The 14503-nt window shown below is 70.3% G+C and carries 15 protein-coding genes; 4 read left to right on the plus strand and 11 right to left on the minus strand.

What is annotated here, in order from left to right:
• Window positions 1–5: 5 nt before the first annotated feature.
• Together ACFY1U_RS23395 and ACFY1U_RS23400 are read left to right on the plus strand one after the other, a co-directional pair.
• Window positions 6–650, plus strand: coding sequence for a hypothetical protein (locus tag ACFY1U_RS23395; RefSeq protein WP_390696057.1), 645 nt, complete (start codon window positions 6–8; stop codon window positions 648–650).
• Between the two features lie 77 nt (window positions 651–727).
• Entirely contained in the window at window positions 728–1150 is a 423-nt protein-coding gene (locus tag ACFY1U_RS23400) for an acyl-CoA thioesterase (RefSeq protein ID WP_390696058.1), read from the plus strand.
• Window positions 1151–1162: 12 nt separating this feature from the next.
• Here ACFY1U_RS23400 and ACFY1U_RS23405 read toward each other — a convergent pair whose 3' ends face one another.
• Window positions 1163–2017, minus strand: a complete 855-nt coding sequence (locus ACFY1U_RS23405) for an NAD(P)H-binding protein (RefSeq protein ID WP_390696059.1) — start codon at window positions 2015–2017, stop codon at window positions 1163–1165.
• Window positions 2018–2113: 96 nt separating this feature from the next.
• Between ACFY1U_RS23405 and ACFY1U_RS23410 the strand changes: the two genes are divergently transcribed.
• Together ACFY1U_RS23410 and ACFY1U_RS23415 are read left to right on the plus strand one after the other, a co-directional pair.
• Window positions 2114–2908, plus strand: coding sequence for a helix-turn-helix domain-containing protein (locus tag ACFY1U_RS23410; protein WP_390696060.1), 795 nt, complete (start codon window positions 2114–2116; stop codon window positions 2906–2908).
• Window positions 2909–2952: 44 nt separating this feature from the next.
• On the plus strand, window positions 2953–3567 hold the full coding sequence (locus ACFY1U_RS23415) for an exonuclease (protein WP_390696061.1): 615 nt from the start codon (window positions 2953–2955) through the stop codon (window positions 3565–3567).
• Here the strand turns inward: ACFY1U_RS23415 and ACFY1U_RS23420 are convergent.
• The 10 genes from ACFY1U_RS23420 to ACFY1U_RS23465 form a co-directional block, all read right to left on the minus strand.
• The gene (locus tag ACFY1U_RS23420) at window positions 3521–4141 is read right to left on the minus strand and encodes a TMEM175 family protein (protein WP_390696062.1); all 621 of its coding nucleotides are present in this window, start codon (window positions 4139–4141) and stop codon (window positions 3521–3523) included. The genes ACFY1U_RS23415 and ACFY1U_RS23420 overlap by 47 nt on opposite strands.
• Before the next feature lie 63 nt (window positions 4142–4204).
• On the minus strand, window positions 4205–5572 hold the full coding sequence (locus ACFY1U_RS23425; protein WP_390696063.1) for a nucleobase:cation symporter-2 family protein: 1368 nt from the start codon (window positions 5570–5572) through the stop codon (window positions 4205–4207).
• A gap of 208 nt (window positions 5573–5780) precedes the next feature.
• On the minus strand, window positions 5781–7160 hold the full coding sequence (locus ACFY1U_RS23430; RefSeq protein ID WP_390696064.1) for an 8-oxoguanine deaminase: 1380 nt from the start codon (window positions 7158–7160) through the stop codon (window positions 5781–5783).
• Window positions 7161–7297: 137 nt separating this feature from the next.
• The gene (gene pucL, locus ACFY1U_RS23435) at window positions 7298–8221 is read right to left on the minus strand and encodes a factor-independent urate hydroxylase (protein ID WP_390696065.1); all 924 of its coding nucleotides are present in this window, start codon (window positions 8219–8221) and stop codon (window positions 7298–7300) included.
• A 4-nt stretch (window positions 8222–8225) separates the two neighbouring features.
• Window positions 8226–8618: a hydroxyisourate hydrolase gene (gene uraH / locus ACFY1U_RS23440; RefSeq protein WP_365834285.1), complete on the minus strand. Its 393-nt coding sequence runs from the start codon at window positions 8616–8618 to the stop codon at window positions 8226–8228.
• A 4-nt stretch (window positions 8619–8622) separates the two neighbouring features.
• Window positions 8623–9135: a 2-oxo-4-hydroxy-4-carboxy-5-ureidoimidazoline decarboxylase gene (uraD, locus tag ACFY1U_RS23445; protein ID WP_390696066.1), complete on the minus strand. Its 513-nt coding sequence runs from the start codon at window positions 9133–9135 to the stop codon at window positions 8623–8625.
• A gap of 139 nt (window positions 9136–9274) precedes the next feature.
• Complete coding sequence (locus ACFY1U_RS23450; RefSeq protein ID WP_030940519.1) at window positions 9275–9643, minus strand: helix-turn-helix domain-containing protein; 369 nt, start codon at window positions 9641–9643, stop codon at window positions 9275–9277.
• Window positions 9640–9900: a hypothetical protein gene (locus ACFY1U_RS23455; protein WP_390696067.1), complete on the minus strand. Its 261-nt coding sequence runs from the start codon at window positions 9898–9900 to the stop codon at window positions 9640–9642. The genes ACFY1U_RS23450 and ACFY1U_RS23455 overlap by 4 nt, the downstream gene beginning before the upstream one ends.
• Window positions 9901–10117: 217 nt before the next feature.
• A complete protein-coding gene (locus ACFY1U_RS23460; RefSeq protein WP_390696068.1) occupies window positions 10118–12757 on the minus strand; it encodes a glycosyl hydrolase in 2640 nt (879 codons plus the stop codon).
• A gap of 113 nt (window positions 12758–12870) precedes the next feature.
• On the minus strand, window positions 12871–14400 hold the full coding sequence (locus tag ACFY1U_RS23465) for an exo-alpha-sialidase (protein WP_390696069.1): 1530 nt from the start codon (window positions 14398–14400) through the stop codon (window positions 12871–12873).
• Between the last annotated feature and the right edge of the window lie 103 nt (window positions 14401–14503).

Genomic DNA, 14503 nt, shown 5'->3' on the forward strand with positions numbered 1-14503 from the left:
ATGCCGTGACACGACCGCCGACCGCCGCTCAGCGGCGTGTGATCGATGCCGCCGATCCTGTGACCGGGCGGCTGAGGGGTACGGAGGCGCAGCTGGCGGCGCTGGTGAAGTGTGGGTTCGCCTTCCGGCATCCGCGGCCGCCGCACGACCACTTCCTGACGCCGGCCGGGCATCGCATACGGGAGGCCGAGGAGCCGGGGACGCCCGCGCCCGGAGCCGAGCCCAAGCCCGAGACGCCCGCCGCCGGCGGTGGGTTCGCCGCGCGGGTCGGCGGTGAGGAGGAGCCGCCGGACGCCGGTCCCGCCCGCATGCGCGAGGTGCGCAGCGCCTGGCAGGGCCTGCTGGAACTGCGGCGGATGACCAATCCGGACGGTGCCATGGACCGGCCGTGCGGCTGGGAGCGCACGCATCTGGTGCAGGCCGCCGCGCTCGCCCTGGAGGCCGACGGTCACCGGCCCGCCGGTGCCGACCTCGTCGGATACCGGGTGCGGGCCACCCCGCAGCCGGAGGCCGTCGCCGTGCACGAGCCGGAACCGGCGGCGCTGCGGGCCTGCGCGGCCACGCTGGAGGCGGCTGGATGGCAGGTCGGCGAGCACAACGACCCACGCTCCAGGGCGCGTTATCTGCTCGCGTCACCCCGCCGCGCCTAGCGAGGCATGCCAAGATCGGTCGGTCACATCGTCCATCAGTACGAGCTGAACTGCGATCTGCAGGAGGAGAGAAGACAGTGACCGAACCGTTTTCCGTCCCGGTGACCGTGCGCGGATACGAGACCGATGTGCTGGGGCACCTCAACCAGGCCGTGTACCTGAACTACGCGGAGCACGCCCGCTGGTCCTTACTGCAGGCGGCCGGAATGACCCAGGCGACCCTGGTGGCCAAGGGCGTGGGCCCGGCGGCCCTGGAGACCACCCTGCGCTTCAGGCGTGAGCTGGTCGCGGGCGACGAGGTCGAGGTGACCTGCGCCTTCGAGTGGGGCGGCGGCAAGACCTTCCACATCGAGCAGACGATACGGAAGGCCGACGGCACGGTGGCGGCGGAGGTCACCGCGGTCGTCGGCCTGATGGACCTGAAGCAGCGACGGCTGCTGCCGAACCCACAGGAGTTCTTCAAGGAACTGTCCACGGACCCGGCACTGTTCGGGCTGTGACGCCCCCTCGGCTCAGGCCGCCCCGAACGCCGCCTTGTGGTCCTCGGCCCACTCCCGGTAGGTCCGCGCCCGCCGCCCCAGGACCTCCCGTACGTCCTCGGTGACGATGTCGTTGCCGCCCTCCTGGATGAACCGGGCGGCGGCCATGAGGCTGTCCGCGTACGTCTCGCCCAGACCGGCCGCGAGCGCCTGTTCGCGGCGTTCGGCGGGCGAGAGGTCGTGGAGCGGCACCGGGCGGCCGAGCACCTCACCGAGGACGGCGGCCTGCTCGTGGGCGCTGAGGGTCTCGGGGCCGGTCAGGGTGTACGTGCGTCCCGCGTGCCCGGGGTCGAGCAGGGCGGCCACCGCGATCTCGGCCACGTCCCGCGGGTCCACGACACCCTGTTTGCCGCCGCCCAGCATGTTCGGCGCGGGTGCACCCTCGCGTACCGCCGCGGCCCAGGTCAGGGTGTTGGAGGCGAAGGAGGAGGGGCGCAGGACCGTCCACTGCAGGCCGCTGTCCCGCACTGCCTGCTCGCCGGGCATGTGCCAGGTCGCGAACACCCCCAGGTCGGGGTCGCCGGTGCCGATCGAGGAGAGCTTCACGATCCGCCGTACTCCCGCGGCCCGCGCCGCCTCCACCAGTCCGCGGTCGTGCTCGGCGTCGTCCGGCCCGAACACACCCACCAGGAAGGCGGCTTCCGCGCCCGCCATCGCGGCCTCGACCGAGGCCCGGTCACGAGGGTGGCCCGGCGCGGCCTCCACTCCGGACGGCACCCGCGCCTGCGCCGGCTCCCGGGTCAGGGCGCGGACCTTCTCGCCGCGTGCCGCGAGTTGTCGTACGACTTCACTGCCGATGGTGCCCGTGGCACCCGTCACAAGGATCATGTCCACCACGGTGGGCTGCGGGCGGCCCGGAACTCTTGGAAATTCCGGCACGGTTGCGGAGCCCGGGCGGCCGTGCGGCGCGCTTACGGTGGAGGGGTGACCAACATCGTGTCCCGAGAGGTCCTGCCGACGCCCGAGGTGCTGCGCCCGTGGATCGCGGGCATCGGATCCGTGACGGTCGGCGACGTGCCGACGGAGCCCTTCGTCCACCTCCCGGAGGCCACCACCAAGGTGGTCGTCCGCACCGGGGAACACGGCGTCCGCAGCGCCCTGGTCGTGGGCCCGCGTGCCCGTGCCTCCTACCACCGGGGCAAGCGTCGTGCGTCCTGCGTGGAGCTGCGGCTGGCGCCCGGCACCGTGCGCCCCCTGCTCGGCGTTCCGGCCGTCGACCTCGTCGGCCGTGCGGTGCGGTTGGAGGAGCTTCCCAGCCCGTACGTACGGCAACTCGCCGATGCGCTGCAGCGGTTGGAGCCCGAGGAGGCGGTGGCCCATCTCACGGACGTGCTCCCGGAGCTGCTCGCCGCCGCGGACCGTTCCCGCACCGAGCTGGTGCGCGCCGGTGTCGACGCGATGTCGGTCCGCACCGGTCGCACCCCCGCCCCGGTGGGCGACGTGGCGCGCGAACTCTCCGTCAGCGAGCGGCAGTTGCGCAACCTGTTCGCCGAGGGCGTCGGCCTCTCCCCCAAGCACTACGCCCGTATCAACCGGGTGCGCACGGTACTGGACTTCGCCGGCACCTGCCCATGGGCCGAACTGGCGGCCGCCATCGGTTACTACGACCAGTCCCACATGACCACCGACTTCCGCACCCTGATGGGCGTACCTCCCCGCTCGTACTTCACCGGCCGCCTGCCGGACGCGACGCCCTGCCAGGCGATCCGCCGGCGCTGAATTCGGATGCGGGCACCCCTGCCCGCCTGCGATGCTCCACCCTCATGGCCGCACGACGTATCAGACCCAGCCGCTACATCTCCCTCGACATCGAGGCCGACGGCCCCATCCCCGGCCCGTACTCGATGCTGAGCTTCGGCGCGTCGGTCGCGGGGACACAGGATGCCGACGGGTTCACGGCCGCCGACCCGCAGCGGCAGACCTTCTACCGCGAACTGCGCCCGATCAGCGAGGAGTTCGTCCCGGAGGCGCTCGCGGTGAGCGGACTCGACCGGGAGCGTCTGAAGAGCGAGGGCGCCGAACCCGCCGTCGCGCTGGGCGAGTTCGGCGACTGGGTGCGCGAGGTGAGCGCGGGCGCGCAGCCCGTGATGTGCGGTTACCCGGCCTCGTACGACTGGACGTTCCTGTACTGGTACCTGATCCGCTTCACCGGGGCGAGCCCCTTCGGCCACTCCGGCTGCCTGGACATGAAGACGCTGTACGCGACGAAGGCGGGGCTGCCGCTGCGGGCGGTGGCCAAGGGCAGCATGCCTCGCCACCTGCTGTCCCGACGGCGGCACACCCACCATGCGCTGGACGACGCGATCGAGCAGGCCGAGCTGCTCGCCAACCTCATGAACTGGGCGGGTCCTGACGGGTCGGCACCGGTACCTGGTTGAAGCCGTAGTACAGGGCGAGCAGGCCGTGGGCCGCCAGGGTCAGCGGGGCCGAGACGAAGGCGAGGCCCACCGTGACCGGGTAGCCCAGGGAACCCAGGGCGAAGCGGGCACGGGTGGCTCTGGCGGCCGGGACGTCGACACGGGGGTCGAAGAGGTGACCGGTGCGGGTCAGATGCCACCACAGGGCCTGGAAGGTGAGCGCCATCAGGACCATGACCAGGCTGTAGACGGCCGCCGCCACATGCGAGGCCGCGCCCTCGCGCAGATACTCCGCGAGCATCGCGGTCGGCCACGGCACCGCGGCCACCACCATCAGCACCAGCAGGTTCAGGAACATCAGCGTGCGGTCGACGCGGGCGACGTAGCTGAACAGCTGGTGGTGGTTGATCCACATGATGCCGATGACCAGGAAGCTCACGACGTAAGCGGCGTACGAGGGCCACTGGGCGCCCAGCGCGTGCCACAGGCCGCCGTGTTCACCGACCTCGGGGACCTTGATCTCCAGGATGAGCAGGGTGATGGCGATGGCGAACACGCCGTCGCTGAAGGCCTCGACACGGCCGGACTCGTTCATGGGAGACAGACTGCCTCATCGCAGGTGCGGGGCACGGCGGGAACCGTGCCCCGCTCCAGCGGATCAGTGGGCGGCGGCGATCTGCTCGCCGGCCTCCATGGGGTGGGTGACGTCCTGGTCGTCCCGGTTCGTGCCGAGGTGGTTGAAGACCAGGTTCAGCAGGACCGCCGCCACACAGCCCGTGGAGATGCCCGAGTCCAGGACGATCTTCGCGGTCTCGGGGAAGGCGTGGTAGAAGTCCGGCGCGGTGATCGGGATCATGCCGACGGCCAGCGACACGGCGACGATCAGGACGTTGTTGTCCTTGTCCAGGCCGGCCTTGACGAGGGTCTGGATACCGCTGGCCGCGACCGAGCCGAACAGGACCACGCCCGCGCCGCCGAGCACCGGGCGCGGTACGACGGCGATGAGCGAAGCGGCCGTCGGGCACAGGCCCATCAGGACCAGGAAGCCGCCGCCGGTGGCGACGACGTAGCGGCTGCGGATCCTCGTCATCGCGACCAGGCCGATGTTCTGGGCGAAGGCGCTGCACATGAAGCCGTTGAACAGGGGGCTCAGCGCCGAGCCGAGGGTGTCGGCGCGCAGGCCCGCGGCGATGGTCCGCTCGTCCGCCGGGCGCTCGACGATCTCGCCGAGCGCCAGCATGTCCGCCGTGGACTCGGTCATCGAGACCACCATCACCACGCACAGGGAGAGGATCGCGGCGAGCTGGAACTGAGGCGCGCCGAAGTGGAACGGGGTGGGGAAGCCGATGACGGCCGCGTCCGTGACGGGCCGGAAGTCCGTCGCCCCGAAGGGGATCGCGAGCAGGGTGCCGGCGATCAGGCCGAGCAGCACGGCGATCTGTTTGACGAAGCCGCGGGTGAAGCGGCGAAGCACCAGCACGATCAGGAGCGTCGCGGCGGCGAGGCCGAGGTTGGTCGTGGAGCCGTAGTCGCCGGCGGTGGGGTTGGGTCCCTGCGCCCAGCCGAAGGCGACCGGCAGCAGGGACACGCCTATGAGGGTGATGACGGTGCCGGTGACGACCGGTGGGAAGAAGCGGACCGCCTTGCTGAAGAACGGGGCGGCGATGAAGCCGAGCAGTCCGGCGACGATGACCGCGCCGAAGATGATCGGCAGGGCATCGGACTTGTCCTTGGTGGAGGCGACCACCGCGGTCATGGGGGCGACGCCCGCGAAGGTGACGCCGTTGACGAAGGGCAGCCGGGCGCCGATCTTCCAGATGCCGAGGGTCTGCAGGAAGGTGGCGAGGCCCGCGGTGAAGAGGCAGGCGCCGGTGAGGAAGGTGAGTTCGGTGCCGGTCAGGCCGATGGCCGCGCCGACGATCAGGGGCGGGGCGACGACCCCCGCGTACATGGCGGCCACGTGCTGCAGGCCGGTGGTGGCCATTTTGAGCGCGGGGAGTTTTTCGTCGACGGGGTGGGCGGTCACGGCGGTTCCTCCGGGTCAGCTAACACGTCGGCTCTGACGTGGGTTTCTTGGAGGTGGTGCGCGGTCGTGCGGGACCTGTAGGGAAGGTGACGGTGACCGTCCGGGGCGCGCACGTCCATGCGCGCCCCGGAGACGGCCGCCATGGAACCACTGGGGTCCACGGCTACCGGTCGAGGGCCGTCCCCCTCGACCGGAGATCTTCGACCGCTCAGCCCTGCGCGGTGATCTGCGCCAGGCGCTGGGCCTCGGCCCGCGTGGAGCGGGCGATGGCGTCCTCGTCGACGTGCAGCAGGCGGCCCGCCTCGACGATCTGCCGGCCGTTCACGAAGGAGGCGGTGACCGGGGCGGCCGCGCCGAAGACCAGCGCGGTGACCGGGTCGGCGATGGAGGCGTGGGCGAGGGTGTCCAGCTTCCACAGCACCAGGTCGGCGAGCTTGCCGGGCTCCAGGGAGCCGATCTCGGCGCTGCGGCCGAGGACCTGGGCGCCGCCGTAGGTGCCGAGGCGCAGCGCCTGGCGGGCGTTCAGGGCGGCTTCGCGGTGGGCGCCGAGGCGGTTGATGAGCAGGGCGTTGCGCAGCTCGGTGTGGAGTTCGCCGGACTCGTTGGACGCCGTACCGTCGACGCCGAGGCCGACCGGGACGCCGGCCGCCAGCATGTCGGGGACCCGCGCGATACCGGCCGCGAGGCGGGCGTTGGAGGACGGACAGTGGGCGACACCCGTCTTCGTACGGGCGAAGGCGGCGATGTCGGAGTCGTTCATGTGGACGCAGTGCGCCATCCACACGTCCTCGCCGAGCCAGCCGGTGGACTCGAAGTAGTCGGTCGGGCCCATGCCGAACAGTTCCTTGCAGAACTGCTCCTCCTCGACGGTCTCCGAGCCGTGGGTGTGCAGGCGCACGCCGAGGCGGCGGGCCAACTGGGCACCCTCACGCAGGAGTTCGGTGGAGACGGAGAACGGCGAGCAGGGCGCGACGGCCACCTGGGTCATCGCGTCGAAGGAGGCGTCGTGGTGCTCCTTGACGGTGGCCTCGGTCGCGGCGAGGGCACCGTCGAGGGTCTCGACGGCGAAGTCCGGGGGCAGGCCGCCGTCCTTCTCGCTGCGGTCCATGGAGCCGCGGGCGAGGGTGAAGCGGACGCCCGTCTCGCGGGCGGCGCGGATGATGGCGCCGGACAGGTCGCCGGAGTCCTTCGGGAAGACGTAGTGGTGGTCCATGGCGGTGGTCACGCCGCCGCGGGCCATCATGCCCAGCGAGCCCTGGGCCGCCGAGTAGCACATCTGCTCGTCGATGCGCGCCCACGTCGGATACAGCGCGACCAGCCAGTTGAACAGGTTGTGGTCGGTGGCCAGGCCCCGGGTGATCCACTGGTAGAAGTGGTGGTGGGTGTTGACCAGGCCGGGCGTCACCAGATGCCCGGAGGCGTCGATACGGCGTACGACGTTCTCCAGGCCCTCGGGGGCCCTGCCCGCGCCGAGCGCCTCGATGCGGTTGCCGGCGATGACGACGTACCCGTCGGCGTACTCGGTGTCGTCGGCGTCGACCGTTGCGATCGAACAGTTCTCGATGACGATGCGCTGGGCTGCTGCCATGATTCGTCCTTTTCGCTCAGTGGACTTTTGTGGAGAGGGCACGGCAGGACCCTAGGAGTTTTGAGTGCCGTGACCGGGGACGTGGGGGGCGCGTTCCCCGGTCACGGGTGCCGAATATCGAGCTGCTCGGAAGGTGCTCAGAGGTTGGTGAGGTCCACCGGGATCTTCGGCTCGCAGCCGTCCCGCAGGATCGTCGCCTCGATCAGGCCGTAGGGGCGGTCGGCGGCGAAGTACACCTCGTTGTCGTTCTTCAGCCCGAAGGGCTCCAGGTCGACGAGGAAGTGGTGCTTGTTCGGCAGCGAGAAGCGGACCTCGTCGATCTCGCTGCGGTTGTTGATGATCCGCGAACCCATCTGGTAGAGGGTCTGCTGCAGGGAGAGCGAGTACGTCTCGGCGAAGGCCTGGAGCATGTGCTTTTTGGTCTGCTCGTAGGACTTCTCCCAGTTGGGCATCCGCTGCTCGTCGTCGGTCCAGTTGAACCGCCAGCGGGCCGAGACCGAGGTGGCCAGGATGCGGTCGTACGCCTCCTGCAGAGTCGTGTACTTGTCCTTGACGTAGCCCCAGAACTCGGAGTTCGTCGAGTTCATCACCGTCAGGTCCTTGAGACCGGAGACGACCTCCCACGACGAGCCGTCGTAGGTGATCTGGGTCAGCCGGGTCTCCTGGCCCTTGCGGACGAAGGAGTGCTTGACCTCGTCCGCGCCGATGAACTGGGAGTTCGCGTCGGAGGCGGCGATCCGCTCCCAGGCGTACTCCTCGATACGGATCCGGGCCGTCCTGATCGGCTCCTGGCTGGTCACGAAGTGCCTGGCCAGGTGGATGCCGAACTGCTCGGCCGACTCGATGCCGTGCTCCTTGGCGAACGCGTACACCGTGTTCTTGGTGGTGTCGGTCGGCAGGACGTTGGCGTTGGAGCCGGAGTAGTGGACCTCGTCCATGTCGCCGCTCAGCGCGACGGACACGTTCAGGTCCTTGATGTGGTGGGTGGCGCCGTCCCGCGTGATCTTTACGACTCGGTTCTCGGCCTTGCCGTACTGGTTCTGTCCCAGGATCGTTGGCATTTAGCTAGCTCCCTCGGTAAACGGAGTAGCCGAACGGGTTGAGCAGCAACGGTACGTGGTAGTGCTCCCCGGGCTTCACGGCGAAGGTGATCGCCACCTCGGGGAAGAACACGGCACCGCTGTCCCGATTCGCGGGGGCGTCCTGCTGCGCATCGGCTTGCTTCTTCTCGAAGTACGGTTCGACGGCGAAGTCGAGCCGTACGTGGGTCGTCCCTTCCGGCAGCGCCGGAAGGTCCTTGCACCGTCCGTCCGCGTCGGTCGCGGAACCGCCGAGCGCCTGCCACACGGCCTCTCGCCCGGCGCGGGCGGAGAGCTCGACGGCGACGCCCTCGGCGGGGCGGCCGATGCTGGTGTCCAGGATGTGCGTGGACACGGAGGCGGTGGTGCTGGTGCTCATGGTGTCAGGCTTCCTCTTCGACGAGTCGGGCCAGTCGGATGCGGTTGATCTTGCCCAGCTCGGCGCGGACGATCTCCCGCTCCTGCTCCGGCGAGTTGCCGATCCGCTCCTTGACCGCGTCCCGCATCTGCTCGCCGGTCCGGCCGGTGGCGCAGATGAGGAAGACATGGCCGAACCTGTCCTGGTAGGCCAGGTTCAGTTCGAGCATCTCCGACTTGAGCTCCTCGGAGGCGCCGGCCATGCCGCGCTGTTCCCGGGCCGAGGTGGGGTCCCCCGGCTTGGGGCGGCCGATCGGCGGATGCCCGGCCATCGCCTCGGCCAGGTCCTCGGCGCTCAGCTCGGCCATGGCGGCGTCGCTGGCGGCGAAGAGGTCGTCGGCGGTGGCGTACGGGCGGGCGGCGAGCAGCCGCCGCGCCCAGGTGGTGGAGGCACACGCCTCGTGGAGGGCGGCGAGGGCCGCGTGCTCCTCCAGTACGTTGAACCGGGCCAGGCCCGGGGGCGTGGAAGTCGACGTCACGGGTGCCTCCGTGGCCGCGAGAACGGCCTTCGTGCTGAACGGGCTGCCGTTAGCTAACGCCCCCGCACAACGTCACGTCAACACTTTGTTGAAAATTCGGGGTAACAAACCCGTCCGGGCGGCGACCCCAGAAGGCCCCTCAGCCCTCCTTCTCACGGTTCAGATAGTTGTAGACCGTGAACCGGCTGACGCCGAGTGCGCCCGCGACGGTCTCCACGCCGTGCCGTACGGAGAAGGCGCCGCGCGCCTCGAGTATCCGTACGACCTCCTGCTTGGCCTTGCGGTCCAGGTCGGCCAGGGGCTTGCCCTGCTTGCGCTCCATGGCGGCGAGGATGTGGTCGAGGGAGTCGGCAAGCTGGGGCAGGCGTACGGCGACCACGTCGGCGCCCTCCCAGGCGAGCACGACGTCGTCGGGGCCGGCCTCGTCGGGCGGGAGCAGCTCGCCGCCCATGGCGTCGACCAGTGGTTTCACGGCCGTGATGAACGGCTCGTCCCCGGTGCCGGTCACTCGGCGCCCTCCCCGGCCGCGCCGACCACGTTGACCTGCAGCGAGACCCGGGTGGCACCGGCCTGGAGCGTCCGGCGCAGCAGTGCGTCCACGGCGCTCAGCACGGCGTCGGCGGCGCCCTCCGCCGTGTTGCCGAACGGGCCGACGTCCACCTCGTCCAGCTCGGCCCCCTCGATGACCTGGCGGGCGACCACCGCGTGCGCGGGCGCCTCGTCGAGATCGAAGGGCTCGGTCGTGAACTCCACTCTCAATCGCACTGTGCCCCCAGAGCACCACCACGGGCCGACAACATCACTGCGCCGGAGCCGGTTCGTCCGCCACGAGGCGACCCTAACCGACCAGGGCATCCCTCCGCCGCACAGTCGCCACGCCGCCCTCGCGGCGCGAAGTGGGCCCGCTGACCTCGATCATCGCTGAAGCGCAGGAGGGGTGCCCCCGGAAGCCGGGGACACCCCTCTCACCATGCGGTGTGCGTCAGTCGCAGTCGCGCACCCTGATGGTGTAGATGCCGCGTCCGTGGGTGGCCGCGTACAGGGTGCTGCCGTCGGGGCTCAGCTTCAGCTGGAGCACGGCGACGGCCGGGAGGTCTCCGACGCGCTGCCACTTGGTGTGGCCCGGGGCACGGTAGACGACGCCCAGGTCGGTGGCGACGGCGAGGCCTCCGTTCGGCGTGACGATCGCGGAGTCGGTCGGCACGTCGGGCAGGTTCGCGGAGACGTCCTTCCAGGTGGTGCCGCCGTCGGTGGACTCGAAGACATGGCCGACGCCGGCGCCGGGGCCCTCCGTCCAGTGCCGGGAGAAGCCGTTGACGGCGAGGAAGACGTGGTCGGCGTTCTTCGGGTCGACGGCGAAGCCGCTGAGGTAGCGGTTCGGTACGGTCCCGTCGGCGGGCAGGGTGATGTCGTGCCAGCCGGTGCCGTCCGCGTTGCCGACGGAGATGCCGCGGGCGAAGCCCTGGTTGTTGCAGGGGCCGCACCAGGCCGCGTACACCTTGCCGCCCGAGGCCGCGACGGCGGTCGCGGTGCGGCCGGCGCCGAGGTCGTACACGCTCGTCCACTCCTTGCCGCTGCGGATGGCGTAGCCGTGGGTCTGCACCCACACGTGCCGGCCGCCCGCGATCCACGTCGAAGAGCTCTTCAGGTCGGTCGCGAGCGGGGCGATGAAGCGGGCCTCGCTGGTGGCGTTGTCGGCCGGGGCGACGTTGTACGACGTGGCCTTGGTGGCGTCCGTGGTCCAACTGCCGTCGTTGACACCGCAGTTCTGGGTGACCTGGATCGCCAGGTAGACGTACTCCTCGGCGATGTTGCAGCCGTTGGCGGGGTCGGTGAGGGTGTCGCCGCCGTCGCCGCCGAAGTTGGAGCCCATCACCTTGTCGTTGCTGCGCAGGACCGACTGGCCGTTGTCCTGGAGGCCGCCGGTGACGGAGACGCCGCCGTGGTCGAGATCCTTGCCGATGCCGACCGAGTAGTACTGGAGGGTGTCGATGGTGCCGTCGTTGAGGGAGGTCCAGTCGGTGGCGTGGCCGGAGGCGTCCTGCGAGCCGTCGACCGGGCGCCTGTAGACGCCGCCGTCGTTGCCGACGTACACGAAGCTCTTGCCGTGGTAGCTGCCGATCGCGACGCCGTGCTGGTCGGAGTGGGTGGTCTGGTTGCAGTCACCGGTCTGCTTGGCCGGGTCGATGGACCAGCAGGAGAAGGTGAAGTTCCAGTACGGGCCCACGGTCGACCAGGTGCTGCCGCCGTCCTTGGTCTCGTAGACCTCCTCCAGGCCCGCGTAGACGTGCTTGGGGTCGCTCGGGTCCACGGTCAGGAACTGGTTGTACCAGGCCTGTACGCCGGGCATGTAGCCGCTGGTGGTCAGCGCGGAGCCGTCGGCGGCCAGGCCTTTGTAGTCGGCGATCTTCGTCCAGGGGCCGAACGGCGAGGCGGCGCTGTAGATGCCCTCCAGGCCGCTGTCCGGGTTGGTGTTCAGCTGCTCGGGCGACTCGTCGATGGCGTAGTAGCGGGAGCCGTCGGCGGAGCGGGCGAAGGTGACGTTGCCGACGTTGTCCGCGTCGGTCGGCAGGTCTCCGAAGCCGCTGGTGATCCGCGTCCAGGTGCCGTCGGCGCCCTTGGTGTAGAAGCCGTTGTAGTCGTCACCGCTGCGCCAGCCGACCGCCAGGATCACCTTGGACGGGTCCTTGGGGTCGATCGCGATGTCGTTGGCGATGTTCTTGTAGGCGGCCGACGGGTCGCTCGCCTTCGAGCCACCGGGGAGGTAGTCGGGGTTGGGCGCGTACTCCAGCTTCCAGGCGCCCTTCAGCGTCTTCGTGGAGTGGCTCCACACGCCCTTGCTGGTCGCCGCCCACACCTTGCCGCCGCCGAAGCGCAGTTCGTGGACGGTGCTGGACTCCAGCTCGTCGCCGCCGACCCGGCTGCGGGCGGAGAAGGTGCCGTGGTGCGGGTGGGACAGGACGTAGACGCCGCTGCCGATAAGGGCGTCCGCGTTGGTGGTCGCCTCGCCGGTGCCCAGCCACAGTCGGCCGCCGCCGTCCAGCGCGAGCGCGCCGGTGGACTGCGAGGGCAGCTTGTCGCTGATGGGCTTCCAGTTCCCGCCGCCCCGCTTGGACCGCCAGACGCCGCCGCCCGCGCTGCCCGCGTACACATACCCGTCGTCGTCGGCGGCGAGCGCGGCCATCCGGCCGGTGACATTGCCCGAGCCGCCACTGGAGTTGGAGTCGATGTCGCGGTAGCGCGAGTCGTCGGAGTTGTACGGCAGGTCGGTGATGTTGCGCCAACTGCCGCCGGTGCCCGGCAGGTTGGTCAGGCTTGTCCAGGCGGCGCCGTAGGCACCAGGGGCGACGATGCCGGGTGAGGTGCGGGCCTCGGCGTACTGGTCCGCCCCCTCGGCTATCTCGTCCGCCTCATTGCCGCCGTCGCCGTCCTCGCCCTTCAGCCGCGGGCTCATGGTGCCGACCGACTGCGTGCGCTCGGCGGCCAGTTGAGCGAGGGTGCGGGCGCCGAACGGAGTCTTCGCCTTGCCGGACGCGGCGCCTGCGGGTGTCGCGACGAGTGCGGCGGATGCGGTGATGGCACAGATCGTGAACCATCGTCTCTTACGGGTTGGTGCTGACACCAGATCCTCCCGAACGGGGGTCGTACAGCCGTCGCAGGAGACCCGATCATGAGCGGTGGAAGACGTCCGCTTTTTGGACAAGCCTTGACCAGAACCTGTCACCCGCGGGTGGTTCAGGGGCTGTCCTCGCCGCCCTCGGTGCCGCCGTTGGCCAGCCACTGCGCGTAGGCGATCGCGGCCAGTCGGGCGGAGAAGAGGTTGTCACGTGCCGTGGCGGTCGTGGCGGAGACGGTGCCGGCGGCCGCGGCGAGGCCCGAAGCCGGCGTGTACATCGCCTCGTTGAAGACCGAGCCGCTGGGCGCGCCGGCCACGGCGAAGACGGGGTGTGCCGTGGAGCCGGAGAAGGAGGTCGAGATGTAGTCGCCGACCATGGTGCCCTGTGTGGTGCTCGCCAGCCAGGAGTGGCTCATCGGACCGGCCAGCTGGGTGGGCGCCGTCCAGGTGCTGCCGCCGTTGGTGGAGGAGACGTATCCGACGTCCAACTGGCAGGTGGAAGCGGTGCAGCCCGCGACCGGGTGGTAGTAGTACGTCAGCGCGAGGTGCGCGGTGGAGCCGGAGGTGGCGGGGTCGACCGCCAGGCCGGGGATGAAGTGGTCGACGGTGCTGCTCGTCGCGTCGATCGGGATGCGGGTCACCGAGGACCAGGTGGTGCCGTTGGTGGTCGTCGCCAGCACGATGTCGTTGGAGGTGCAGGAGCCCCCGCTCGCACGGAAGCGGCAGTCCTGCCAGACCACGTACACCTTCCCGGATGCGTCGATCTCGGCGGAGGGCAGCGGGCCGCTGCGCAGACCGCCGCCCACGGTGAAGGAGCTGACGGTGGCCACGGTGGTGGTGCTGGACCAGGAGCTGCCGCCGTTGGTGGACCTGAAGGCACGGATCGCGGTCTCGGAGGCGTTGGCGATCGGGACCACCACGGTGCCGTTGGGCTGCACGACGGGCTGTCCGCCCAGGCCGGTGGCGTTGTTGCCGGTGTTCTTCGAGGCGCCCCAGGTGAGGCCGCCGTCGGAGGAGGTGGTCATCTTGATGCGGTCGCCGTCGCCGTTGTTGTCGTACTCCGTGTAGCAGTTGCCGTAGAACGCGCTGGTGGCGGTGTTGTCGCAGACGATCCAGTTCTTGTCGAGGCTCGAACCGGTCGCGGTGACCACGGGGTTGCTCCAGGTCAGTCCGCCGTCGGTGGAGCGGCTGGTGAACACCTCGGGCACGGAGACGGACGAGGTGATGGGGATGGTGGAGATCAGCCAGGCGTTGTGCTTGGCGTCGTAGGCCACCGACGGGTCGCTGACCCGCTGGAAGGTGCCGCCCGCCTGGGTCGTGATCCCGGGCAGGAAGCCCCTGGTCCAGGTGGCGCCGCCGTCGGTGGAGGTCGAGAAGCCGACGTTCGAGGAGCCGCCGTCGGTGAACCGGCCGACCTGGAAGGCGGAGACGATCGTGGAGCCGTAGGAGAAGGTGTCCGGCTCGACCTCGGTGGCGTGCTGGCTGGTGGAGTTGGTGTAGGGGTCGGCGCTGATCTGGGTGAGGGCCGGGGCCGCGGCGGCGGAGGTCGTCGACAGGGCCAGCGCGCCGGCCGCGAGGGCCACCGTCACCAGGCCGGGTCTCGCCGCACCGGGTCTCGTCAGGCGGTGGAACAGTGACGCCAGGGACATGATCCGTTCCCTTTCGCGGAAAGGGCACGTCCGGCATCGGTGCGTCACGGAGGTGTGGCGGGGCGCATGCCTTGTACACGTCCGCGCCATGGGGGCGGGCGGA

The sequence above is a fragment of the Streptomyces sp. NPDC001351 genome, from assembly GCF_042896045.1.
In the GTDB taxonomy this organism is placed as follows: Bacteria; Actinomycetota; Actinomycetes; order Streptomycetales; family Streptomycetaceae; genus Streptomyces.

What these genes read in the sequence shown, in the direction of transcription:
- pucL (WP_390696065.1), bottom strand. Translation starts at nt 8,221, where the DNA reads ATGCCAACGATCCTGGGACAGAACCAGTACGGCAAGGCCGAGAACCGA.
- ACFY1U_RS23465 (WP_390696069.1), bottom strand. Translation starts at nt 14,400, where the DNA reads ATGTCCCTGGCGTCACTGTTCCACCGCCTGACGAGACCCGGTGCGGCG.
- uraH (WP_365834285.1), bottom strand. Translation starts at nt 8,618, where the DNA reads ATGAGCACCAGCACCACCGCCTCCGTGTCCACGCACATCCTGGACACC.
- ACFY1U_RS23405 (WP_390696059.1), bottom strand. Translation starts at nt 2,017, where the DNA reads ATGATCCTTGTGACGGGTGCCACGGGCACCATCGGCAGTGAAGTCGTA.
- ACFY1U_RS23415 (WP_390696061.1), top strand. Translation starts at nt 2,953, where the DNA reads ATGGCCGCACGACGTATCAGACCCAGCCGCTACATCTCCCTCGACATC.
- ACFY1U_RS23430 (WP_390696064.1), bottom strand. Translation starts at nt 7,160, where the DNA reads ATGGCAGCAGCCCAGCGCATCGTCATCGAGAACTGTTCGATCGCAACG.
- ACFY1U_RS23420 (WP_390696062.1), bottom strand. Translation starts at nt 4,141, where the DNA reads ATGAACGAGTCCGGCCGTGTCGAGGCCTTCAGCGACGGCGTGTTCGCC.